Raw genomic sequence first — 24,038 nt, forward strand, 5'->3', positions numbered from 1 at the left:
TCTCAGCGCTCATCGGTTTGCAATCCTGTTGCCGGCCTGGTCGAAGAACAGCGGCGCCCGGTAGCGGATAATCACCCTGTCGCCCTTTTCCAGTTGGATGTCGGGGTCGGTCAGCGTCACCAGCTTTCTGCTTCCCACCGTCACATGCAGGTGGTTCTGGTCGCCCAAATGCTCGACCCAGTTAACAACGCCGTCGGCGGGGCCATTCGATGCCTTGCCGATCGACAGATGTTCTGTACGCGCGCCGATCGTTTTGGTTCCCGCCGGCATGTCGCCATCCGGCAGCAGGCCCGTCGGCAACAGATTGATTGCCGGCTGGCCGAGCCTTGCGGCGACATGAAGGTTTGCCGGCTCGGAATAGATCGTCCGCGGCGTGCCGATCTGCACCAGCACGCCATCGGCGAGAATGCCGATGCGATCGGCCATCGTCATCGCCTCGATCTGGTCATGCGTGACATAAAGCATGGTGGCGCCGAGCTCGGCCTGGATGCGCTTCAGCTCGAGCCGGAGGTCGGCGCGCAGCTTGGCATCGAGCGACGACAGCGGCTCGTCCATCAGATAGATCGAGGGCTTGCGCACCAGGGCGCGCCCGATGGCGACGCGCTGCATCTCGCCGCCGGAAAGCTTGGTGGAGCGGTTGTTCAGCTTGTGGTGGATACGCACCATCTTGGCCACCTCTTCGACGCGGCGGCGCACCGCGTCCTCGCCCAGCCGCCGCGCAGGCGAGCGCAGCGGAAAGGCCAGATTGTCGTAGACCGACAGATGCGGATAAAGCGAATATTGCTGGAAGACGAAGGCGGTGTCGCGCTCGGCCGGCGAGAGTGCTGTTGCGTCGCGTCCGCCGATATGGATTGAGCCAGTATCCGGCCGTTCCAATCCGGCAATAAGCCGGAGCGTCGTCGTCTTGCCGGCGCCGGTCGGGCCGAGCAGCACGACGAATTCGCCATCGGCGACATGCAGATCGAGAGTGTCAACGGCGACATGTTCGCCGAAGCTCTTGGTCACGCCTTTGATCTGCACGTCAGCCATGATGTGCTCTTCCCTGGGAAGCCCCGTCATGGATTGCGGTTCGCACCGCGCGGCCGGAGCCCCTCTCGAACAGCGACAGCCGTGCGCTGCTCAGCGCCAGGCCGACATGGTCGCCCGCATTGAGCCGAATTTCGGCCGGCACCCGCGCCTTGATGATGCCGCCGGATGTCTCCACCGCAACGATCTGCGTGGTGCCGAGATATTCGGTGCCATAGATGGCGCCACGCAGCTTCGACGCGTCGTCGAAGCGGATGTGTTCCGGTCGGATACCGAGCGCCATGTCGGCCGGCGCGATGTCCTCGCGCACCTCCGGCACCGCCACCTTGGCACCTTGCACTACTATCTCCCTGGCACCCTTTGAAAGCCCGCCGCCGAAGCCGAGAAAATTCATCGGCGGCGAGCCGATGAAATCGGCGACGAACATGGTAGCCGGCCGGTCGTAGATTTCGCGCGGGGTGCCGAACTGTTCGATGACGCCGTGGTTCATAACCGCGATCTTGTCGGCCATCGACATCGCTTCCATCTGGTCATGCGTGACGTAGACCGTGGTGGCGCGGATGCGGTTGTGCAGTTCGCGCAGCTCATGGACCATGAGATCGCGGAATTCGGTGTCGAGCGTGCCGAGCGGCTCGTCCATCAGGAAGCATTTTGGCCGCCGCACGATGGCGCGGCCGAGCGCGACGCGCTGGCGATCACCGCCGGCAAGGCCGGAGACCGATTTGTTGAGCAGATGGTCGATGCGCAACAGCTTCGCCGTCTCTTCGACGCGCTGGCGGATTTCGATGCCGGGCATGCCCTGCGCCAGCAACGGGAAGCCGATGTTCTTACGCACATTCATGTGCGGATAGAGCGCGAACAGCTGAAAGACGAAGGCGATGTCGCGCTCGCGGGCACGTCGCATGGTGACGTCCTCGCCGCCAAGCAGGATCTTGCCGCCGGTCGGCAGTTCGAGCCCGGCAATCATGCGCAACGTCGTCGTCTTGCCGCAACCCGACGGCCCCAGCATGACGAAGAACTCGCCATTCCCGACGACGAAGTTGGAATCCTGCACGGCGACGAAATCGCCGAATGCCTTCCTCAGATGCTCAACGCGGATTTCAGCCATCGTCTACTCCGGAAACTTCGAGACGATGATGAACATCGCCGTGCCGGCCAGCATGGTGACGAAGGAGTACGTGTAGAGCGACAGCGCGAAGGGCTGAAACAGCATCAGGAAGCCGATGGCGATGATCGCGGTGGCGATGTTTTCCATCAGCCCGCGGCGGAGCGCGCGCGGCCATGATGGTCTTATGGGAACAACAGGACGCGTCATGCTCCACTCCCTTCCTTCTTCCCGTTCACGGGGCGAGGCGGTTGCCAGGTGGTTCCCCCACTCCGCCGCTGCTTCGCACCGCCACCTCTCCCCCCTCCGGAGGGAGAGGAAGGGAGTCTGGCTGAATTAAGTTCGCACCCTTCCTCTACGCCGTCGATCGGGGGAGAGGTGTCGAGCGAAGCTCGACGGAGTGGGGGTCGACCTGGCGCGGCGGGAGAAGATGTATGTGCCTGCTTGTCATACACGCTATCGCTAAACGGTAAGCGTTCGCAAATGTGTCGATCCCGTAGCCGTGGACGAGGAGAAGGGAAACGGTGGCACCGTCGGTTTCTTATTCCCACATCAATCATTTGCGCACCGCGCCGAAGGTGATGCCACGCAGCAATTGCTTGCGAAGCAGGATGGTGAACACCAGGATCGGCACCAGGAAGATCGTCGTGCCTGCAGCGACCGCCGGCCAGTCCTGGCCGCCTTCGCCAATGATGGTCGGGATGAAGGGCGGCGCGGTCTGCGCCGTGCCCGAAGTCAGCAGAGCGGCGAACGCATATTCGTTCCAGGCAAAGATCAGGCAGAAGATGGCGGTCGCGGCAATACCGGTGGTCGCCTGCGGCAGCACGGTGCGCCAGAAGGCCTGCAGCCGCGTATAACCGTCGATCATCGCCGCTTCTTCGTACTCGCGCGGGATCTCGTCGATGAAGCCCTTCAGCAGCCACACCGCAAGCGACACATTGACCGCCGTATAGAGCAGGATCATGCCGAGCGCGGTGTCCGACAGGCCAAGCTCGCGATACATCAGATATATGGGAATGGCGACCGCGATCGGCGGCATCATCCGCGTCGACAGGATGAAGAAGAGAAGGTCGTCGGCCAGCGGCACCTTGAAGCGCGAGAAGCCATAGGCCGACAACGTGCCGAGGAACACCGCGCAAAAAGTCGAGCCGAAGGCGATGATCAGCGAATTGACGAAGCGCGGCATGAAGTTGGACGGGCCGGCGATCACCATGTTGCGCTTGCGCGTGGTCTCGTCGCAGAAGCCGGTCGCCGGTCCAAGCGAGTTGATGTATTCCGGCGTCTGCCTTGTGCGCGTCGTGAACAGATTGCAGTAGCCTTCGAGGCTAGGCTGGAACAGGATCTTCGGCGGATACGCAATCGAATCCGGCGGCGTCTTGAAGCTGGTGGCGAAGATCCACAGCAGCGGCACGATCGAGATAAGCGCGTAAAGCACGATGATCGTGCCGGCGACGCGCTTCGACGTGGCCGAGGGTGCGACGACCGAATGGGCTGACGTCAGGCTCATCTCTGCTTCACCTTGTTAAGCGCCTTGACGTAGATATTGGCCAGCCCGAACACCGCGACGAAGAGGATGATGGCGAAGGCCGAGGAATAGCCCGTCCGCCAGCTTTCGAAGGCCTGCCGCTTCAGCGTGATTGAGGCGACTTCGGTGGTCGAGCCGGGTCCGCCGCCGGTGAGCAGGTTGACCATGTCGAACATCTTGAAGTTCTCGATGCCGCGGAACAGCACCGCCAGCATGATGAAGGGCAGCGCCATCGGCAGCGTGATCGACCAGAACTGCCGCCAGTTGGAGGCACGGTCGACCTCGGCCGCCTCATAGATGTATTCGGGGATCGAGCGTAAGCCCGCGAGGCAGATCAGCATCACGTACGGCGTCCACATCCAGGTGTCGACGATGATGATCGACCACGGCGCCAGCGAGACATTGGAGAGCATGCCGATCTCCGTTGCCGGAATGCCTGACACGAACGAGATGGCATAGGCGAACAGGCCGATCTGCGGCTCGTAGAGGAAGCGCCAGAAATTGCCGACCACTGCCGGCGACAGCATCATCGGCACCAGAATGATCGTCGTCCAGAAGGCATGGCCGCGAAACTTCCGGTCGATCAGCCAGGCCAGCGTGAAACCGATCAGCGTCTGCAGCAGGATGGTCCAGAACACGAAATGCGCCGTCGTCTGCATGGCGATCCAGATGTCCTGGTCGCCGAGTATGCGCTTGTAGTTGGCAAGGCCGACATTCTTCACCACCTCGTTGGGGCGGTTGGCGCGGTAGTTGGTGAAGGACAGATAGATCGCCCAGAACAGCGGAAAGATGTTGATGGCGAGCAGCAACAGGATCGTCGGCGAGATGAACAGCCAGGCGAGGCCCTTGTCGCTGATGCCCCGGACCTTGCGGGCCAACGGCTCAGGCGTGGCCCGGGCAACGCTGTCCGCAGTCCGATTGAGCATGGTCAGTCCCGCTTCGGTCACTTCAAGTCGTCTCGACATTGGAATTTATCTGAACTGTGTCCCGTGCCAAGGGCGGCACGGGACCAGAGCATGATGCCGAAAAGTGTTAAGCGGTTTTCGGACGACATCATGCTCACTCGCTCTTGGTCCGGGGCCGGATGATTTCGGGTCGGAGACCCGAAATCATCCGGCCCTGGGGTCGTGGCTCGGGAGGAGCCGGTCTCTCGCCGATTACATCTTGCCGTCGTCCTGGAAGACCTCGGTCCAGTCCTTGACCAGGCCGTCGAGCGCGTCCTTCGCCGAACCCTGGCCGGCCACGACATAGTCGTGGAAGCGCTTCTGCGACGCCTGCAGCAGCGGCGCATAGCTCGGCTCAGCCCAGAAGTCCTTCACGATGGCCATCGAGTCGAGGAAGGTCTGCGCATAAGGCTGGCTGGCCGGAAAGCTCGGGTCTTTCACGACCGCGTTGAGGCAGGAATAGCCGCCGAGCGACCACCATTTGGCCTGCACGTCCTTGTTGGCGAACCACTTGATGTATTTGAGCGCGGCTTCCTGCTTGTCGGAATAGGAAACCACCGAGATGCCCTGGCCGCCGAGCTGGGCGAACTGGTCGCCGTCGGGACCTTTGGGATTGGCGAAATAGCCAATCTTGTCGCCGCCGACATTCTCGTCCTTCTGCAGGCCTGGCCAGGTAAAGGCGAAGTTCATGTGCATCGCCACCTGGCCGGATTTGAAGGCATCGACGCCTTCGCCCATGTAGCTGTTCGAAGCCCCGGGAGGCGTGCAGCAGTCGTAGAGCGCCTTGTAGAACTCCAGACCCTTCACCGATTTCTCGGAGTTGACGAAGCCGTCCATCTCGTAGGGCTTGTCGGGGTTCTCGTATTTGAAGCCGAAGCTGTAGAGCACGTCCATGGCGCCCATGGTGATGCCTTCGGAGCCGCGCTCGGTATAGATCGACGCGCCATAGACGGTCTTGCCGTCGATCTCGCGCTTCTGGAAGAACTCGGCGATCTGCTTCAACTGGTCAAAGGTCGTCGGCGCTGCGAGATCCCAGCCGTACTTCTCCTTGAATTCCTTCTGCAGTTCCGGCTTGGAGAACCAGTCCTTGCGATAGGTCCAGCCGACGACATCGCCCATGGCAGGCAGCGCCCAGTAGTTCGGCGTGTTCTTCGGCCATTCGGCGTAGCCGACGACCGTGGCCGGCACGAAGTCGTCCATGCTGATCTTCTCCTTGTCGAAGAAGTCGTTCAGCTTGACGTAATGGCCGTTCTCGGCGGAGCCGCCGATCCACTGGCTATCGCCGATGATCAGGTCGCACAGCTTGCCCTTGGAATTCAGTTCGTTGAGGAAGCGATCGGCATAGTTGGTCCACGGCACGAACTCGAATTTCATGCCGATGCCGGATTCCTTGGTGAAATCCTTGGACAGTTCCACAAGAGCGTTCGCCGGGTCCCAGGCTGCCCAGCAAAGCGTCAGATCTTCCGCATGCGCGACGTTCGAAACGGCTGTCGACGCAAACATCGCCGAGGTCAGTCCCAACGTCAGTTTCAAGGTCGATTTCATGCCTTCCTCCCATTTGCGAAACGCGCCCGGATGACGGTTTCAAAAACCTCAACCCCCCTCCTCAGGGGCCTAAACACTATGACGGGTTGAGCGCCGGATGTTTAGTAATTTGTTTAGTGATGCAATTTTTACTAAACAAGGCAAGCGAATTCGTCGCTGCACCGCAGCATGACGCGTCGGCTCCGGGCGCTGGTTCGGGAAAGGCGGCTTCTGTCGGGTTGTTTGGCGCGCCGGGCACCGGTTCATTTGACCGTTCTGGTGCTCACTGTCACCGGCCGCAGCGCCGGGGCCGGCGGCAGCAGGGCGCGTATGTCGGCGAAGGGGAAGACCGGCTCGAAGCGGAAGGCCTCGGCGAAGGAACCGGCTGCGCCATTGCACTGGCCGGCGCGAAAGGCGTTCTGCGTGCGCGCCGCGTCGACGAAACGTTCGGGATCCTGCGACTGATGCGCCCGGATCGCCATCGTCTTGAGATCGAAATGCCCTGATATATCGACATAATGCGTCGGCGAAAAACCGGTGCCGCCGAGCGTATCGGCATGCAGCACCGGCACTGCGAAAGACGCCGCGATCCGCACGCTGTCCGACAGCGCACGGTGGTCGCCATGATAGTCGTTCGGCGCATGGGTGATCGCCAGGTCCGGCTTCATGTCGCCGATCAGCGTCTTCAGTGCCGCGATCAGCGCGGCGTCGGCAACCAGCGCGCCGTCCGGAAAATCGAGGAAGTGCGGTGTTGCGCCAAGCAGGTCCGCCGCCACAGCCGCTTCCTCGCGGCGGGCGCGGGCGAGCGGTCCCGGATCGCCCCTCCCACCCCTGGCGCCGTCCGTGGCTATCGCAAAAACCAGTTCTGCGCCTTGCGCGGCATAGGCTGCCATCGTACCGAACATGAAAATCTCGATGTCGTCCGGATGCGCACCGAGCGCCAGTATCTTCACCCTGCTCTCCCTGGAACTGGAAACACGTGACGAACGGAATTCTGCTCGCCCTGATCGCCTATGCAAGCTATTCATTCAACGATGCCGTTGTCAAAAGCCTGGGTGGGCAGTTCACGGTGTTCGAGATCGGGTTCTTCTCGACATTGTTTGCCGGCTTCTTTCTTCTCTTCACCCGGCCGAACGGCGAACGCTGGCGCGATTTCTGGCGCACGAAGCGGCCTTGGGCGGTTCAGGCCCGCGCCTGGGCCGGTATCGCGTCCGGCGTGCTCAGCGTCTATGCCTTCACCACCATCCCGCTGGCGGAAGCCTATGCGCTGATTTTCCTGGCGCCGCTCTGCGTCACCATCCTTTCCACCCTCATCCTCAAGGAGAAGGTCGGCCCTTGGCGATGGCTGGCGGTGGTCGCCGGCTTTGCCGGCGTCATGCTGGTCGTGCGGCCGGGCTTTCGCGAGATGCATCTCGGTCACCTCGCTGCGTTCGGCGTTGCTTTCCTTGCCGCCGCCAGCATCATCCTGATGCGCTCGCTCGCGGCTGGGGAAAAGCGCACGACGATGCTCGGCGTGCTGATTGGCTACGGCCTGTTCTTCAACGGCATCGGTGCCGCGGCCACGTCATTCACGCTTCCGGACGCAAGGCAGCTGACCTGGTTGGTGCTGTCGGGTGCGTTCACGTCTTGCGGACAATTGCTTCAGCTTATGGCCGTCAAATACGCGCCAGCCAACCGGATCGCGCCGACGCATTATTCGCAGATCGTCTGGGCGGTGATCCTGGGCGCGCTGTTCTTCCAGGAATATCCCGATTTTCTGTCGCTTGTCGGTCTCGCCATCGTCGGTGGCTCCGGCCTTTTGACGATGGTGCGCGAGGAGGCGAGGTTGGGCACGGTGCGCTGGAACCCATTTTCGCGGACCCGGCTTTGAGTTGGCCCGCTCTCGGTTGCGCGGCGACCGTCACCGCTGATATGCGGGCGCTGCGGATCCGCCGCGATTGGATGAGTACGTCCGTGGGACGATGACCAGAAAACCCTTGCCGGAACTCCCGGTCTCCGCCGTGCTGCCGGCGCTCAGCGAGGCGCTTGGCCATGGCAACAGCGCCGTGCTGGTGGCGCCGCCCGGCGCCGGCAAGACGACGCTGGTGCCACTGGCGCTGCTCGATGCAGCATGGCTCGGCACGGGCAAGATCATTCTGCTCGAGCCGCGCCGGCTCGCTGCCCGCGCCGCTGCCCGCCGCATGGCCGAACTGCTCGGCGAGGAGCCCGGCGAGACGGTCGGCTATGCCATGCGCATGGAAAACCGGACCTCGGCAAGGACGAAAATTCTTGTCGTTACCGAGGGCGTGCTGTCCCGCATGATCCTCGACGATCCGGAACTGCCCGGTGTCTCGGCGGTGTTCTTCGACGAATTCCACGAGCGCTCGCTCGACGGCGATTTCGGTCTGGCGCTGGCGCTCGATGTGCAAGGTGCGCTGAGGCCCGATCTGCGGTTGCTGGTGATGTCGGCGACGCTCGACGGCGCGCGTGTCGCTCGGCTGCTTTCCGGCGCCCCGCTAATCGAGAGCGAAGGCCGCGCCTTTCCCGTCGACGTGCGCTACGACGATCGGCCGGCCGGGATCGCCATCGAAGACGCCATGGCCAAGGCGATCCGCGCGGCCCTTGCCGAGGAGAGCGGCAGCGTGCTCGCCTTCCTGCCCGGCCAGCGCGAGATCGAGCGCACCGCCGAGCGGCTGCAGGGCCGCGTCAGCGCCGACACCGACATCGTGCCGCTCTACGGCATGCTCGACGGCAAGGCCCAGGACGCGGCCATCAAGCCGGCGCCATCCGGCCGCCGCAAGGTGGTGCTGGCAACGTCGATCGCCGAAACCTCGATCACCATCGACGGTGTGCGCGTCGTCATCGATTCCGGTCTGTCGCGGCTGCCGCGCTACGAGCCGGCCAGCGGCCTGACGCGGCTGGAGACGGTGCGTGTCAGCAGAGCCTCCGCCGACCAGCGCGCCGGCCGCGCCGGACGCACACAACCGGGCGTCGCCATCCGGCTGTGGCGAGCCGAGCAGACGGCGGCACTTCCCGCGTTCACCCCGCCGGAGATCATCGAGGCCGATCTTTCCGGACTTCTGCTCGATTGCGCCGCCTTCGGTGTCGCCGATCCAACGAGCCTTTCGTTCCTCGATCCGCCGCCGGCCCCGGCGCTCAACGAGGCAAGGTCGCTGCTTCGTGCGCTCGATGCCATTGACGAGGCAGGGCGCCTGACGGAAGCGGGTGCTGCGATGCGCAGGCTGGCGCTACCGGTGCGGCTCGCTCACATGGTCGCCGAGGCGGCGAAGACCGGCCAGGCGTTCGAGGCGGCCATGCTCGCCGTGCTGCTCACCGAGCGCGGCCTTGGCGGCGACGGCGCCGACCTCGAACGCCGGCTGATGCGGTTCCGATCCGAAAGATCGCCGCGCGCCACATCGGCGCGGCAGCTTGCAGAGCGGCTGGCGAGGCAGGCCGGTGGCGGGAGAAACAATGAGCAGGCTTCCGCCGGCGCCCTCCTCATCCGTGCCTGGCCGGACCGTGTCGCCAGGGCGCGCGGCGAGCGCGGCCGTTTCGTGCTGGCCAACGGTTCGGGCGCCATGCTCGACACCGCTGATCCCCTGGCGGGCGAAACCTGGCTCGTCGTCGCCGACCTGCAGGGCAAGGCGCAGAATGCCCGCATCACGGCAGCAGCGGCGATAGATGAGACCGACATTCGCGCTTCGCTTGCCGACAAGATCGAGACCCGCGGGGAAACGAGCTTCGACCGCGACAGGCGCGCGGTGCGCGTGCGCGAAACCGTTCGCCTCGGTGCCATCACGCTGTCCGAACGCATGCTGCCGGCGCCGGCCGGCACTGAGGCGGATCACGCGATCCTTGACGCCTTGCGCGAACACGGGCTGTCGCTTTTGCCGTGGGGCAAGGAGGCGGAAACGCTGCGCCAACGGCTCGGCTGGCTGTATCGCGGCGTCGGCGCGCCCTGGCCCGACGTTTCCGACGCGGCGCTTCTCGAATGTCTCGACGATTGGCTGCTGCCGTATCTCTCCGGCGCTGCGTCCTTCGCCGCGATCGATCCGGGCGTGCTTTCGGCCGGCCTCATGGCATTGGTGCCGCACGATCTCCAGCGCAGGATCGAGGCGCTGGCGCCGACCCATTTCGACGCGCCGTCGGGCAGCCGCGTGCCGATCCGTTATGACGGCGAATGGCCCGTGCTGGCGATCCGCGTGCAGGAGCTGTTCGGGCTCGACCGGCACCCTTCGATTGCCAATGGCACCGTGCCGCTGACACTCGAGCTCTTATCGCCGGCGCACCGGCCTATCCAGACGACGCGTGACCTGCCCAGCTTCTGGCGCGGTTCCTGGGCCGATGTGCGGGCCGACATGCGTGGCCGCTATCCCCGGCACGTCTGGCCGGAGAACCCGCTTCTCGCCACCGCCACCAGCCGCGCCAAACCGCGTGGCAGCTGATGCAGCTCGACCATGATCCGATCATGGTCAACAAGAAGACAGAAACATCTACCGCTTCTCCTTTCCCGGCTATAATCCTTGGTCATGATAAACATCCTGCAGGCGCCCGACTTCCAGCAAAGCCAGCGGCTGCGTCTCAACACGCTGATCAGGCTGCGCTGGCTCGCCATCGTCGGCCAGAGCCTGACGGTGCTCGTCGTCGCCTACGGGCTGAAGTTCCCGCTGCCTGTCAGCCTCTGCTTCGCGCTGATCGCCTGCTCTGCCTGGATGAACCTGTTGCTGACCTTCCGCTATCCGGCAGCGCATCGGCTGACGCCGCTGCCGGCCTTTGCCATCCTGACCATCGACAGCCTGCAGCTTGCCGGCCTGCTCTACATGACCGGCGGCCTCACCAATCCGTTTTCGGTGCTGGTGACCGTGCCGGTGGTCATCTCGGCGACGTCGCTGCCGCTGCGCCTGACGGCCATCCTCGGCGCGCTGGTGATGGTGGCGGCGACCCTGCTGGTCTTCTTCCATCTGCCGCTGCCCTGGTATGAGGGCGCGCCGCTCGAGATGCCGTTCATCTATGTCGCAGGCATGTGGATGGCGGTGTTTTCCTCGATCGCCTTCACCGCGATCTACGCCTTCCGCGTGGCCGAGGAAGCACGCTTGCTCGCCAACGCGCTTGCCGCCACCGAGCTGGTGCTGCAGCGCGAGCAGCACCTGTCGGCGCTGGACGGCCTTGCCGCCGCCGCTGCGCATGAGCTGGGCACGCCGCTTGCCACCATCACTCTTGTTGCCAAGGAGATGGAGAAGGCGCTCCGCAACGATCCGAAATACGGCGAGGACGTGACGCTGCTGCGCTCGCAGAGCGAGCGTTGCCGCGAAATCCTCAAACGCCTCACCAGCCTCTCGTCTGAGGGCGAGGCGCATCTCTCCCGCCTGCCGCTGACCTCGCTGGTCGAGGAGATGACGGCGCCGCACCGTGATTTCGGCATCTCGATCAAGCTTCGTCCCGGCGAGCGCATCGGCCCCGAACCGGTAGGGCGGCGCAATCCCGGCGTCATCTACGGCCTCGGCAATCTGGTCGAGAACGCCGTCGATTTTGCCCGCAAGGCCGTCACCGTGCGCTGGAGCTGGAACGAGGCCGCCGTTACCTTCTCGATCACCGACGACGGGCCGGGTTTCCCTCCCGAAATCATCGACCGCATCGGCGAGCCCTATATGTCGACACGCCAGGGCACCGAGGCCGGCGGCGGCCTGGGCCTAGGGCTTTTCATCGCCAAGACCTTGCTGGAGCGCTCGGGCGCCACGCTTGATTTCCGCAATTCAAACGAGCCGGGCGAGGGCGCCATCGTGCAGATATCGTGGCCACGCAGCGTCTTCCTCAATCCTGAATCGGCTTCGGCCACCATGTTTGACACGGCTTGAATTGGACAACAGCGCTCCAAAACTATATTTGCGTAAAAATCAGGCAGCAGGAATTTAGAAGACGATGAACGGCGACGAAACGATTGGCGCAATGGTTGAAGGCGAGGACACCTCGCTGTTGATCGTCGACGACGATAAGCCATTCCTCACACGGCTTGCCCGCGCCATGGAAACCAGGGGTTTCGTGGTCGAGACGGCCGAGAGCGTCGAGGAGGCGGTGGCCAAGGCGCGCGCCAACCCGCCCGCCTATGCCGTGGTCGACATGCGGCTCGCCGACGGCAATGGCCTCGATGTCGTCGCCGCCATCCGCGAGAAGCGCGACGACGCCCGCGCCATCATCCTCACCGGCTACGGCAACATCGCCACCGCGGTGACGGCGGTGAAGCTGGGAGCCATTGATTATCTGTCGAAGCCGGCCGATGCCGACGACATTTTCGCCGCCCTTACCCGCACCGCTGGCGAACGCGCCGCACCGCCTGAAAACCCGATGTCGGCCGACCGCGTGCGCTGGGAGCACATCCAGCGCGTCTACGAAATGTGCGACCGAAACGTCTCCGAGACCGCGCGCCGGCTCAATATGCACCGCCGCACGCTGCAGCGGATACTCGCCAAGCGCGCCCCGCGCTGACTAACGGCTGACTGACAGGCTGCTTGCCTCATTGCCGGGGCTTGAGCATCATCCTGCGAAGTGATTCCGTCCGACCGGGAACATGAGAGACGACATGCAGGACCAGAAGCAGCGGCCGATCTCCATCTTTCGCGAATTCCTCGACAGCGAGGCGGCCGGCGGCATCATCCTGATGGCTGCCGCAGCACTGGCGCTGATCGTCGCCAATTCGCCGCTGGCCGAAACCTACTTCGATGCCCTTCACGCCTATCTGGGACCGCTCAGCGTATCGCACTGGATCAATGACGGCCTGATGGCCGTCTTTTTCCTGCTGGTCGGCCTGGAGATCAAGCGCGAGATGCTGGACGGACAGCTCTCGACTTGGCCGCGGCGCGTCCTGCCCGGCGTCGCCGCCGCCGGCGGCATGCTGGTGCCGGCACTTGTCTATGTCGCCATCAACCGCGACAACCCAGCCGCTCTGTCCGGCTGGGCGATCCCGACCGCTACCGACATCGCGTTTGCGCTCGGCGTGCTGTCGCTGCTCGGCAACCGCGTGCCGGGGTCGCTGAAGGTATTCCTCACCGCGCTTGCCATCATCGACGACCTCGGCGCGGTCGTCATCATCGCCGTGTTCTACACGAGCGGCCTGTCGCTCGCCTATCTCGGCGCCGCCTTCGCGGTCATCGCTCTGCTCATCGCGCTCAACCGCATGGGCGTGCTGACGCTGCTGCCCTATCTCGTGCTTGGAGCCGTTCTGTGGGTGCTGGTGCTGAAGTCAGGCGTGCATGCCACGCTCGCCGGCGTGGCGCTGGCCCTGAGCATACCCCTGAAGGTCACTCCGGGCATCAGCCATGATCTCGACCATTCGCCGCTGCATCGGCTCGAACACGGCCTGCATAACATCGTGCCGTTGTTCGTCATCCCGATCTTCGGCTTTGCCAATGCCGGCGTCTCGTTGGCCGGCCTGAGCGCAGCCGCTCTGGTCGAGCCGCTTACGCTGGGCGTTGCCGCCGGCCTCGTCGCCGGCAAGCTGGTCGGCGTGTTCGGCTCTTCCGCGCTTGCCATCCGGCTCGGCTTCGCCGACCTGCCTGTCAATGCCGGCTGGCTGCACATGGTTGGCATTTCGCTGCTCTGCGGCATCGGCTTCACCATGAGCCTGTTCATCGGCCTGCTCGCTTTCGCCAACAACGTCGAGCTGCAGGACGCGGTCAAGGTCGGCATCCTGGCCGGATCCTTCATCGCCGCGATCCTCGGCGCCGCCGTGCTGCTGGTCGCGCCGGCTGCGAACGGGGCGGACGAGGAAGAAGAATAGAAACTGGCTAGGTCGAGATTGATCATCATTTCGCCATCGGGCGAAGCTGCCGATCTCGCCCCTTGCGGGGGAGATGCCCGGCAGGGCAGAGGGGGTGCTGTCGCTCCGACCTGCCAAACCTATCGCAACAAAACCCCTAAGACTGTTTCCCGATTGGGGGTGTGTTAAGCTGAAAGTTGGCAATCCTTCCCACCCCCCTCTGTCCTGCCGGACATCTCCCCCGCAAGGGGGGAGATCGGATGCCGCTTAGGCTTTCGCCAACCACGAACGCTGGCAGTCGGGTAGGCAGCACAAAGCACTGTATCCAGATAGCTCGAACGTTCTCTACTCGCTCTCGCCCTCCAGCGCCGGCACCGAGACGCCGGCGAGTTCCGCCGCGAGCAGCCGCGATGCTCCGGCCCGTGCGATCCTCAGCATCAGCGCCTTGCGCGTCGCCGCCGCCATGCGGTGCTCCGGCGCGTCGCGCAGGATTTCGGCGCCGTAGCCGTCGGACAGGATAAAACCGCATTCCTGCGGAAATAGTTCCGAGGGCACGCCGGGATGGGTGGCGAAGAAGAAGCGGTCGGAGTGCAGCCGGTAGTCCGGCCATTTGCGGTCGACCCTGAAATCTTCGATCGAGGATTTGATCTCGATGATCCAGATGTCGCCCTGGCGGGTCAGCGCGACAAGGTCGGCGCGGCGCCCGGTCGCCAGCGACAGTTCGGGCAGCACATGCGCGCCCATTTCCTTAAGCAGCCGCTGCACGCCGCGCCGCACCAGCATGGCACGCTCGGACTGGCGGCCATCGATGAGCGGGTTGAGAGGGACAGGCGAGATGATTGGCATGGCAGCACCATGCCAGATTCTGTTCACGGTTTGAACCCGCTTTCTTCAGGCGATTATCCGGTTGGCAGCCCGGGCCTTTAACTGACCGGCATCATGCCCTCCAGCGCAATGATCCTCGTCCTTGCGCAGCGTTCGCGGATAGCTTTGAGCCGACCGTATTCTGGAGAGTCGTACCATGCCATGAGCGAAGCCATGTCCGGGAACTCGACAATGACCAGGCGATGAGGTTCCCAATCGCCTTCCAGCACTTTGGTGGCTCCGCCGCGAGCGATGTATCTTCCTCCATAGCGCGCTTCGGTTGCTGGTACATCCCGGCGGTATTCCTCGAAAACGGCGGCATCGGTTATGTCTACATCAGCAATAAGATAGGCTGCCATTGGCCTTACTCCCTGAAGAGAGCCAGTGAAGCACCTCCATTAGCGGCCCCGCAACTAAGCCAGCGGTACTACGCCTCGGAAACGACTCGCCTTCTCTCCGATTGGGGCGCTTAACTGGGTTCGTTGGCGCAGCTCTGGGAGGAGACGAACCATGCCGATGTATCTTACGAAATTCAGCTATACGCCCGAAACCTGGGCGCGCTTGATCGAAAACCCCGAGGATCGCCGCGAGGCGGCCCGTTCCTACATAGAATCGGTGGGCGGAAAGCTGCACGGGTTCTGGTACGCCTTCGGAGAGCACGATGGTTGGAATCTGTGGGAGGCGCCAGACAATGTCTCGATGGCATCTGTCATGCTGGCTATCGGTGCGGGCGGGGCGCTCAGCTCGCATGAGACCACCGTCCTCCTAAGCGTCGAAGAGACGATGCAAGCGCTTGGGAAGGCAAAGTCGATCCGGTATCGCCCGCCGGGGTCGTAAGGGCCGTCCGTTTGCGGCCTCGCGGAGTGCCGGAGGCTGGTCGCTCATGCCGCCGCGGAAGCGATTTTATCTCCAGCCAGCGCAGCCCCGGCAATATCATCCAGGATACGGCAGTGCGGCCGGTCGTCGCCGTGGCAGGCATGGATCAGCTTCTGCAAGGTCGAACGCATCGACTGCAGCTCGCGCACCTTCTCCTCGATCGCCGTCACATGCGCGGCGGCGATCTCGCGCACATCATGGCTGGCGCGGCTGCGGTCCTGGTAGAGCGCCATCAATTGGCGGCAGTCGTCGATGGAAAAGCCGAGATTGCGCGAGCGGCGCAGAAAAGTCAGCCGGTGGATGTCGTCGCCGCAATAGTCGCGGTAGCCGTTGCCGGCGCGCGCAGGACGGATCAGGCCGATCTCCTCATAGTAGCGGATGGTCTTGGCCGGCAGGCCGGAACGGCGGGCGGCATCTCCGACATTCATGACAGTTCCTCGACCTTCGGCGGTCCGGCGAGCCGCCCCATTGAATTTCCTTCACAATCTAGCGAAGGCCGTTGCCGAAAAGCCACAGTTACGCACTTACCGGCGCGTAAGCCCCTGCATATAGGCATCGCGCGCTTGGCAAGCAAAGCAAATGCCAGCATGAATGATGGTGACAAAGCGGCCGTCTCGAGCCGCTCTATTTCGGGCGGGGCATCGGACCTTTTCATGCGCATGAAGTCATTCGCAATCGTCGCCGCACTTGCGCTGTCGACGGCTATTGCTGGTTGCAGCACCATCGGCTCGCAGATATTCACCAGCAACTATGGCCCGATGACCGATGCGGGCTATCAACTGCCGCGCATTCCGATCGAAAAGGTGCCGTTCAAGTACCGTCGGCAGGTGGTGAGCTACGACACCGATGAAAAGCCGGGCACTATCGTCGTCGATACGCAGAACAAGTTTCTCTATTACGTCATGGGCGGCGGCGAGGCGATGCGTTACGGCATCGGCGTCGGCCGCGAGGGATTTGAATGGCGCGGCACCGCCCGCATCGCGGTGAAGCGCGAATGGCCGACCTGGACGCCGCCTTCGGCGATGATCAAGCGCCAGCCGGATCTCGCCAAGTTTGCCGGCGGCATGGAGCCGGGATTGACGAACCCACTCGGCGCGCGCGCGCTGTATCTGTTCAACAGAGGCGGCGATTCGGGCTACCGCCTGCATGGCAGCCCGGAATGGAACTCGATCGGCAAAGCGATGTCGTCGGGCTGCATCCGCCTGATGAACCAGGACATCATCGACCTTTACGACCGCACCTCCGTCGGCGCCAAGGTTATCGTTCTTTAGAACTCATACGCGGACCGTCTAGGCAACAACTGACGTCCCAAAACAGAAAACCGGGCAATTCGGCCCGGTTTTTTGTTGTCGCGAGAAGGCGAATGGAGTCCTTAAGAGACCTGCTCGACCTGCTGAACCTCGGGCACAAAATGCCGGAGCAGGTTCTGGATGCCATGCTTCAGCGTCGCCGTCGATGACGGGCAGCCGGCGCAGGCGCCTTTCATGTGCAGGAATACGGTGCCGTTCTCGAAGCCGCGGAAGGTGATGTCGCCACCGTCCTGGGCGACGGCCGGGCGCACCCGCGTGTCGAGCAGTTCCTTGATGGTGATGACCAGCTCCTCGTCGGCCTTGTCGTAGAATTCGCCGGTCTGGCTGGTCTCTGCAGCGGGACCGGCCTTGGCCATGACAGGCGCGCCGGACATAAAGTGTTCCATGATGGCGCCGAGGATCGCCGGCTTCAGATGCTGCCAGTCGGGACCGTCCTTGGTCACGGTGACGAAGTCATAGCCGAAAAAGACGCCGGTGACGCCCGGGATCTCGAACAGCCGGCCGGCCAGCGGCGAAGCTGAGGCGGCGCTGTCGGCATCACGGAAATCGGCGGTGCCTTCGACGAGCACTTCCTTGCCGGGCAGGAATTTCAATGTCGCCGGATTTGGCGTCGATTCGGTCTGGATGAACATGGACGTCTCCGTGCCCATTCGGGCAGACAGTTTGGAATAATTCTAAATAGGCCTTCTCGGCGGGACATTCAAGCGAAAGCCATCGCTAGAACGGCTGGCTGGGAGAATGTTTTTGCGGTCTTCTGCAACATGGTTTGAGGTGTGTTGAGCCAGGGCGAGCCGAAAATGATGGTTTCCGAGAACCGGAGCGGAGCGTACTTTTGGTACGTGAGCACCGGAAGCGCAGGAAGCCGCCGTTTGCAGGCCGACCTCACGTGAATATCAGCACACCTCAGGCCAGGCTGTCGATTTCTTCGTCAGACAGGTTCTGCGGCACCACCGTCACCGGGATGGGGAAGGCGGCGCCCTTGCCGGCGACCGCGCCGACCAGCGGCCCCGGCCCCTCCTTGCCGGCGCCGGCCGCCAGCACGAGGATGGCGATATCCTGGTCTTCTTCGATCAATTTGTGGATCTCTTCCGTCGGCTTGCCTTCGCGCACCACCAGTTCCGGCTCGATGCCGAGCTTCTGGCGCACCTTGTTGGCATAGCTGTCGAGGGCCGCGCGAGCCGTCGCTGTAGCCTCCTCGCGCATGATCTTCTCGACACCCAGCCAATGCTGGAAATCGTCCGGCTCGATCACATAGAGCAGCACCAGCACGCCGTTGGTGCTCTGCGCGCGCTTCGAGGCGTAGACGACGGCCCGCTCGCATTCAGGCGTGTCGTCGATGATCGCCAGGAACTTGCGGCGATGGCCGGCTTCGCGGCTGAGGCGTTTGGAGACCATATTCACCCTGTTCGACGGTTTCGGTTCGCAATCTGCCACCGCCACAGCCCGGCCGCAAGCGACCGGCGGATGTAGCGATGTTGGGCGCAGATCAGCTTTGCAGCAGGCCGATGATGTCGCGCACGGTCTTCATCGTCGCCTCGGCCAATAGTCCCGCGCGCTCGCCGCCATCCCTGAGCACTGCGTCGACATAGGCACGGTCATCGGAAATGCGGCGCATTTCACCGGCGACCGGCGCCAGCTTTTCCACGGCAAGGTCGGCCAACGCCGGCTTGAACACCGAAAACTGCTGGCCGCCGAACTCTTTCAGCACCGCCTCCTTCGATATCTCGGCGAGACCCGCATAGATGCCGACGAGGTTTTCGGCTTCGGGCCGGCTGGCAAGGCCGTCCAATTCCCCGGGCAACGCCTCGGGGTCGGTCTTGGCCTTGCGGATTTTCTTCGAGATGGTGTCGGCATCGTCGGTCAGATTGATGCGCGACAGGTCCGACGGGTCCGACTTCGACATCTTCTTCGAGCCGTCGCGCAGCGACATGATGCGCGCCGCCGGTCCGCCGATGATCGGCTCGGTCAGCGGGAAATAGCCGTTCACCGTCTCTTCGCCGACCTTCATCTCTATGCCGAGGCCAAGGCCGGCGATGCGGTCCGAAAAGTCGTTGTTGAATTTTTGCGCGATGTCGCGTGTCAGCTCCAGATGCTGCTTCTGGTCATCGCCGACCGGCACATGGGTGGCACGGTAGACAAGGATGTCGGCAGCCATCAGGCTCGGATAGGCAAGCAGCCCGAGCGAGGCGTTCTCGCGGTCCTTGCCGGCCTTGTCCTTGAACTGCGTCATGCGGTTCATCCAGCCGATGCGGGCCACGCAGTTGAAGATCCAGGCGAGCTCGGCGTGCTGCATGACCCGCGACTGGTTGAAGACGATGTGCTTTTTCGGGTCGATGCCGGAGGCGAGAAACGCCGCGGTGATCGCACGCGTTTGATCCGCCAGGTCCTCATGCACGAGCTGCGCGGTCAGCGAATGCAGGTCGACGACGCAATAGATGCAATCGGAGGTGTCCTGCAGGGCGACGAATTTCTTGATGGCGCCGAGATAGTTGCCGAGGTGCAGATTGCCGGTCGGCTGGACGCCGGAAAAGACGAGCGGTTTGAAGGCGGTCATGATGTCCTCATGGCTTGTGGAGGGCCGTTTCGCGCGCGGCGAAAGTCTTTCGACGGCGCGCTTATGGACGAAGGCGGCGATCCGATCAAGACCGGCGCCGCGCTCAGAGTCTGCGGATTATTCGTCCAGTTCGGATTTTGGGACAGGCGTTGCCTTCGCCGCTCCTCGCCTGATATTGCGCCGGATCATGCCGAAGTCGGCGCCGCCGGTGGCGAAGGCGGTGACGAAATAAAGCAACGCCCCGCCGGCTACCAGCGCAAGAAGCGTCGTAGCCTTGATGACCAGCGGCGAGCCCGAGGCAAGCCAGGCGGCAAACCAGTGCTCGGCAAAATAGAGCGCCGCCCCCATCACCGCCGCCGACAGCACCAGCCGTGGGATACGTCTCATGAGCGGCACGTCGCGGCCCCAATGGCCGCGCCGGATCAGCACGCCGAGCAGCATCAGCGCATTGACCCAGCCGGCGACGGCCGAGGCGACCGCAATGCCCGGCGCGCCCATCGACGGAAACAGCGTCAGTGCGGTGGTGACGTTCACCGCCACCGAGATGGCGGCGAAGATCATCGGCGTGCGCGTGTCCTCGCGGGCGAAATAGCCTGGGGTGAACGCCTTGATCAGCACGAAGGCTGGCAAGCCCAGGCCGAAGATCGCCAGGATCGACGCCACGATCGGCGTCGAGTTGTTGGCGGCAAAGGCGCCGCGTTCGTAGACCAGCCCAACGATCGGCTCCGACATGACCAGCAGGGCCGCCGCCGCCGGCAAGGTCAGAAACAAGGTGAACTCCACCGACCGGTTCTGCAGATTGGCCGCCTCGATCAGATTGCCTGACTTCAGCGCCCGCGACAGTTCGGGCAGGAGCACGATGGCGACGGCGATGCCGACGACGCCGAGCGGCAGTTGGTAGATGCGATCGGCATAAGCGAGCGACGACACCGCGCTGTCCTGCGCCGACGCGATCGCCGTGCCGATCAGCTGGTTGATCTGGGTGATGCCGCCGGTGATCGCCGCCGGCAGCGCCAGGATCAGCAGCCGCTTGACATTGGGCGTCATCCTTGGCCGGCGGAAACCGATCGAGATGCCGGCATGGCGCACCGCCACCCAGACGATCGCCAGCTGCACCAGTCCCGCCGCCAGCACGCCCCAGGCCAGCGCGAAGCCGACGGTGCGCGCGTCCGATCCCTTGTGCCAGGCATAGGCAAGCACGCCGATCAGGATGATATTGAGGAACACCGGCGCCACCGCGGCGGCGAAATAGCGGCGCAGCGAATTCAGCATGCCGGCCATCATGGCGCCGAGCGACATGCAGATCAGGTAGGGAAACATGATGGTCGCAAGCCCGACCGTCATCTCGAACTTTCCCGGCGTGTCGGCAAAGCCCGGCGCCACCAGGTAGCGCACGATCAGCGGCATCGCCAGTTCCATGGCGATGGTCAGCGCCAGCAGCGCCGTGAACAGCACGCCGAACACCTCTTCGGAGAAGCGCTTGGCGCCATCGGTGCCGTGGGTCTCGATCTCCTTGGCGAAGAGCGGCACGAAGGCAGCGTTGAAGGCGCCTTCGGCAAACAGCCGGCGAAAGGTGTTGGGGAACTGGAACGCGGCGTTGAAGGCGTCGGCGATCGGTCCGGTGCCGAGCGCGGCCGCCATCAGCATCTCGCGGGCGAAGCCGAGAGCGCGGCTCATCAGCGTGCCGGAAGCGACCGTCGCGAATTTCTTGACAAGGCTCATTTGTGCGGAGATTGCCTGCGTGATGGGGAAAAATCGAGGCCGGCGTTCACTCGGCGGCGGCCTTGGCCTTGCCGCCGCGCTCGGGCACGGTGCCTTCGAGGGCCGCGATCAGCCTGTTGTGAATGGCGGTCGTGCGGGTCGGGCTGTCGATCTTCTGGCCGGTGAGGTCTGTGACATAGAAGGTGTCGATGACCTTTTCGCCGAAGGTGGTGATGTGCGCCGACGCGATGTCAAGCGACAGGTCGGACAACGCCCCGGTAATCTCGGACAGCAGGCCCGGCCGATCCAGCCCCTCGACCTCGATTACCGAGAACCGGTTCGATAGCGTGTTGCGGATTTCGGCGCGCGGCTGGATGCGGAACACCTTGGCGCCGCGCCGCGGCTTGGTCCGCTTTTCGATCATCTCCGGCAGCCAGCTCTTTCCCGACAGCACGTCCTCGATCAGGCGGCCGACGCGTTCGGCGCGGCGGCGCTCGTCTTCGTCGCGGTCGAACTCCCTCGATATCAGGATCGTGTCCAGCGCACGGCCATCGGAGGTGGTGAAGATCTGCGCATCGACGATGTTGCCGCCGGCCGCCACACAGGCGCCGGCAATGACCGAAAGCAGGCGGGGATGGTCCTGCGCCAGCACGGTGATTTCGGTCACCGCCTCGAACTGGTGGGTCTTGATCATGGTGGCGAGCTTCTTGCCCGCCGCATCCGCCTCGCGGATGAATTCGGCGTGGCGAAGCTGGTCGGCGAGATCGACCGTCAGCAGATAATTCTCGTAGTGCTTGCCGACATAGCGCTTGCGGGCCTTTTCCGGCCAATCGGCGAGCGCCTCGGCCAGCTTTTCGCGGGCAGCCGCGGTGCGCATCGCACGCGACACTTCTGAAAACCCGCCGGTCAACAGCAATTCGGTCTCGTAGTAGAGCGTGCGCAGCAACTGCCCCTTCCAGCCGTTCCAAACGCCCGGCCCGACGCCCCTGATGTCGCAGATGGTGAGGACGAGCAGCAGCTTCAGCCGTTCGACCGACTGCACGATCGCGGCGAAATCCTCGATCGTCTTGCGGTCGTTGAGATCGCGGGTCTGCGCCGTCATCGACATGACGAGATGGTTCTCGACCAGCCACGCGACCGTTTCGGTGTCGGCCGCCGATAGCCCCATATGCGGGCAGATGCGCCGCGCGATCCGGGCGCCCGCCTCGGAATGGTCCTCCGGCCGCCCCTTGGCAATGTCGTGCAAAAGCACCGCGACATAGAGCGCCTCGCGGCTTTTCTTCAGCCCCGGCATCAGCTTGTGGGAAAGCGGATGGGTTTTTTCGCCGTCGCCGCGCTCGATCTCGGCCAGCACGCCGATGCAGCGGATCAAATGCTCGTCCACAGTGTAATGGTGGTACATCGAGAACTGCATCATGGCGACGATCTTGCCGAAATCCGGGATCAGCTTTCCCAGCAGTCCCGCCTCGTTCATGCGCCTGAGATTGAGTTCGGCATTGCGGTCCGACGTCAATATGTCGAGGAACAGCCGGTTGGCTTCCTCGTCGCGCCTGAGTGCCTTGCCGACGAGGCCGAGCGAACGGGTCAAAAGCTTCAGCGCATCGGGGTGGAATTCAAGCCCATGCTTGTCGGCGAACCAGAACAGCCTCAAGAGATTGACCGGGTCGCGCTCGAACACCTGGTCGTCGGCGATGTTGATGCGATGGTTGTCGATAATGAAATCAGACGTGCCGGCAAGCTTGCGCTTGCGGCGCGAGAAGGTGAGGAAGATGCGGTTGAAGCCCGGCACATGCTTGGCCTGCTCCTCCTCGAGCGCAGCGCAGAAGATGCGGGTGAGATCTCCGACATCCTTGGCGACGAGGAAGTAGTGCTTCATGAAGCGCTCGACCGCCGAGAGGCCCGGATGTGTGGTGTAGCCCAGCCGTTCGGCGATCTCGCGCTGGATGTCGAAATGCAGCCGTTCCTCGGCCTTGCCGGTGAGGAAATGCATGTGGCAGCGCACCGCCCACAGGAAATCCTCGGCCTTCTGGAATTCCCTGTATTCGCCGTCGGTGAAGACGCCCTTTTCGACCAACTCCTCGCCGGTGCGCACCCGGTAGAAGTATTTGCCGATCCAGAACAACGTCTGCAGGTCGCGCAGGCCGCCCTTGCCGTCCTTGACGTTGGGTTCGACCAAATAGCGGCTTTCGCCGGCCTTGGCGTGGCGTTCGTCGCGTTCGGCAAGCTTGGCCTGCACATATTCGGGTCCGGTCGTGCGCACCACCTCGCGGTCGAAGCGCTGCAAGAGCTCGTCATAGAGCTTCCGCTCGCCCCACAGGAAACGCGCTTCCAGGATCGAGGTGCGGATGGTGATGTCGGTGCGCGACTGCCGCAGGCATTCGTCGATGTTGCGGGTGGCGTGGCCGACCTTCAGCCCCAGATCCCATAGCATGTAGAGCATGTATTCGACGATCTGCTCGCCCCATGGCGTCTGCTTGTAGGGCAGCAGGAAGAGGAGATCGATGTCGGATCCCGGCGCCAGCGTGCCGCGGCCATAGCCGCCGACCGCGACGACGGCCATGCGTTCGGCCGATGACGGGTTTTTGACGCGATAGACATGGGTGGCGGCGAAATCGTAGAGCGCGCGGATGATTTCGTCCATGAGATGCGACAGCCGGGCGGCGCAGGCGGTGCCGCTGCCATCGTCCATCAGCATGCGTTCGGCGACGGCGCGGCCGGCTGCCAGCCTGCCCTTGAGAAGCTGGAGAACACCGGCGCGCGCAGTTTTGCCGGAGCCGTCGCCTGCCGTGGCCGCAGTCAGCGCGGTCATCTCGCGGCGCAAGGCTTCGCCGTCGATCAGTTCATCGAGCTTTAGAGAGATTCTTGCCATGTGCGCAG

22 protein-coding genes are annotated in these 24,038 nt (G+C 63.6%); 7 read left to right on the forward strand and 15 right to left on the reverse strand.

Features of this window, described 5'->3' with window-relative positions:
• Nucleotides 1-9: 9 nt before the first annotated feature.
• The 7 genes from EOC94_RS09485 to EOC94_RS09515 all read right to left on the reverse strand — a co-directional run bounded on the left by EOC94_RS09485 (nt 10) and on the right by EOC94_RS09515 (nt 7,077).
• Nucleotides 10-1,029 (reverse strand): ABC transporter ATP-binding protein, encoded by a 1,020-nt coding sequence (locus EOC94_RS09485; protein WP_127290038.1) that lies wholly within the window; start codon nt 1,027-1,029, stop codon nt 10-12.
• Entirely contained in the window at nt 1,022-2,134 is a 1,113-nt protein-coding gene (locus EOC94_RS09490; RefSeq protein ID WP_126103878.1) for an ABC transporter ATP-binding protein, read from the reverse strand. The genes EOC94_RS09485 and EOC94_RS09490 overlap by 8 nt, the downstream gene beginning before the upstream one ends.
• A gap of 3 nt (nt 2,135-2,137) precedes the next feature.
• Nucleotides 2,138-2,341, reverse strand: a complete 204-nt coding sequence (locus tag EOC94_RS09495; protein ID WP_127290040.1) for a hypothetical protein — start codon at nt 2,339-2,341, stop codon at nt 2,138-2,140.
• 346 nt (nt 2,342-2,687) lie between these two features.
• The gene (locus EOC94_RS09500) at nt 2,688-3,638 is read right to left on the reverse strand and encodes a carbohydrate ABC transporter permease (protein WP_095484294.1); all 951 of its coding nucleotides are present in this window, start codon (nt 3,636-3,638) and stop codon (nt 2,688-2,690) included.
• On the reverse strand, nt 3,635-4,582 hold the full coding sequence (locus EOC94_RS09505) for a sugar ABC transporter permease (RefSeq protein ID WP_095485038.1): 948 nt from the start codon (nt 4,580-4,582) through the stop codon (nt 3,635-3,637). The genes EOC94_RS09500 and EOC94_RS09505 overlap by 4 nt, the downstream gene beginning before the upstream one ends.
• A 231-nt stretch (nt 4,583-4,813) precedes the next feature.
• Nucleotides 4,814-6,145: an extracellular solute-binding protein gene (locus EOC94_RS09510; protein WP_127290042.1), complete on the reverse strand. Its 1,332-nt coding sequence runs from the start codon at nt 6,143-6,145 to the stop codon at nt 4,814-4,816.
• A 242-nt stretch (nt 6,146-6,387) separates the two neighbouring features.
• Nucleotides 6,388-7,077, reverse strand: a complete 690-nt coding sequence (locus EOC94_RS09515) for a PIG-L deacetylase family protein (RefSeq protein ID WP_127290044.1) — start codon at nt 7,075-7,077, stop codon at nt 6,388-6,390.
• 26 nt (nt 7,078-7,103) lie between these two features.
• Between EOC94_RS09515 and EOC94_RS09520 the strand changes: the two genes are divergently transcribed.
• The 5 genes from EOC94_RS09520 (at nt 7,104) to nhaA (ending at nt 13,877) form a co-directional block, all read left to right on the forward strand.
• Nucleotides 7,104-7,994 carry a DMT family transporter gene (locus EOC94_RS09520; RefSeq protein WP_127290046.1) on the forward strand — a complete coding sequence of 297 codons (891 nt, stop codon included), beginning with the start codon at nt 7,104-7,106 and terminating at the stop codon, nt 7,992-7,994.
• A gap of 91 nt (nt 7,995-8,085) precedes the next feature.
• Nucleotides 8,086-10,548 carry an ATP-dependent helicase HrpB gene (hrpB, locus tag EOC94_RS09525; RefSeq protein WP_127290048.1) on the forward strand — a complete coding sequence of 821 codons (2,463 nt, stop codon included), beginning with the start codon at nt 8,086-8,088 and terminating at the stop codon, nt 10,546-10,548.
• Nucleotides 10,549-10,632: 84 nt separating this feature from the next.
• Nucleotides 10,633-11,958, forward strand: a complete 1,326-nt coding sequence (locus tag EOC94_RS09530) for an ActS/PrrB/RegB family redox-sensitive histidine kinase (RefSeq protein ID WP_185928210.1) — start codon at nt 10,633-10,635, stop codon at nt 11,956-11,958.
• Nucleotides 11,959-12,022: 64 nt separating this feature from the next.
• Nucleotides 12,023-12,586, forward strand: a complete 564-nt coding sequence (locus tag EOC94_RS09535; RefSeq protein WP_082982096.1) for an ActR/PrrA/RegA family redox response regulator transcription factor — start codon at nt 12,023-12,025, stop codon at nt 12,584-12,586.
• A 94-nt stretch (nt 12,587-12,680) separates the two neighbouring features.
• Entirely contained in the window at nt 12,681-13,877 is a 1,197-nt protein-coding gene (gene nhaA, locus EOC94_RS09540; RefSeq protein ID WP_127290052.1) for a Na+/H+ antiporter NhaA, read from the forward strand.
• A gap of 324 nt (nt 13,878-14,201) precedes the next feature.
• On the opposite strand, the gene EOC94_RS09545 is transcribed toward nhaA, so the two are convergent.
• Both EOC94_RS09545 and EOC94_RS09550 read right to left on the reverse strand, forming a co-directional pair.
• Complete coding sequence (locus EOC94_RS09545; protein WP_127290427.1) at nt 14,202-14,702, reverse strand: MmcB family DNA repair protein; 501 nt, start codon at nt 14,700-14,702, stop codon at nt 14,202-14,204.
• A 77-nt stretch (nt 14,703-14,779) separates the two neighbouring features.
• Nucleotides 14,780-15,079, reverse strand: coding sequence for a DUF1330 domain-containing protein (locus tag EOC94_RS09550; RefSeq protein WP_127204055.1), 300 nt, complete (start codon nt 15,077-15,079; stop codon nt 14,780-14,782).
• Between the two features lie 151 nt (nt 15,080-15,230).
• On the opposite strand from EOC94_RS09550, the gene EOC94_RS09555 reads away from it, so the two are divergent.
• Nucleotides 15,231-15,557, forward strand: a complete 327-nt coding sequence (locus EOC94_RS09555) for a GYD domain-containing protein (RefSeq protein WP_095483041.1) — start codon at nt 15,231-15,233, stop codon at nt 15,555-15,557.
• Between the two features lie 44 nt (nt 15,558-15,601).
• Here EOC94_RS09555 and cueR read toward each other — a convergent pair whose 3' ends face one another.
• The gene (cueR, locus tag EOC94_RS09560) at nt 15,602-16,024 is read right to left on the reverse strand and encodes a Cu(I)-responsive transcriptional regulator (RefSeq protein WP_127204054.1); all 423 of its coding nucleotides are present in this window, start codon (nt 16,022-16,024) and stop codon (nt 15,602-15,604) included.
• Nucleotides 16,025-16,249: 225 nt separating this feature from the next.
• Between cueR and EOC94_RS09565 the strand changes: the two genes are divergently transcribed.
• On the forward strand, nt 16,250-16,867 hold the full coding sequence (locus EOC94_RS09565; protein ID WP_127290054.1) for a L,D-transpeptidase: 618 nt from the start codon (nt 16,250-16,252) through the stop codon (nt 16,865-16,867).
• 101 nt (nt 16,868-16,968) lie between these two features.
• On the opposite strand, the gene EOC94_RS09570 is transcribed toward EOC94_RS09565, so the two are convergent.
• From EOC94_RS09570 to EOC94_RS09590, 5 genes are all read right to left on the reverse strand, one after another.
• A complete protein-coding gene (locus EOC94_RS09570; protein WP_095483050.1) occupies nt 16,969-17,538 on the reverse strand; it encodes a NifU family protein in 570 nt (189 codons plus the stop codon).
• 271 nt (nt 17,539-17,809) lie between these two features.
• Nucleotides 17,810-18,301 (reverse strand): universal stress protein, encoded by a 492-nt coding sequence (locus EOC94_RS09575; protein ID WP_095483040.1) that lies wholly within the window; start codon nt 18,299-18,301, stop codon nt 17,810-17,812.
• Between the two features lie 91 nt (nt 18,302-18,392).
• Entirely contained in the window at nt 18,393-19,460 is a 1,068-nt protein-coding gene (trpS, locus tag EOC94_RS09580; protein ID WP_127290056.1) for a tryptophan--tRNA ligase, read from the reverse strand.
• Between the two features lie 117 nt (nt 19,461-19,577).
• Entirely contained in the window at nt 19,578-21,182 is a 1,605-nt protein-coding gene (gene murJ, locus EOC94_RS09585; protein ID WP_127290058.1) for a murein biosynthesis integral membrane protein MurJ, read from the reverse strand.
• 46 nt (nt 21,183-21,228) lie between these two features.
• Nucleotides 21,229-24,030 (reverse strand): [protein-PII] uridylyltransferase, encoded by a 2,802-nt coding sequence (locus tag EOC94_RS09590; RefSeq protein ID WP_127290060.1) that lies wholly within the window; start codon nt 24,028-24,030, stop codon nt 21,229-21,231.
• Nucleotides 24,031-24,038: the final 8 nt, after the last annotated feature.

This window comes from Mesorhizobium sp. M6A.T.Ce.TU.016.01.1.1, assembly GCF_003997065.1.
Taxonomy (GTDB): Bacteria; Pseudomonadota; Alphaproteobacteria; order Rhizobiales; family Rhizobiaceae; genus Mesorhizobium; species Mesorhizobium mediterraneum.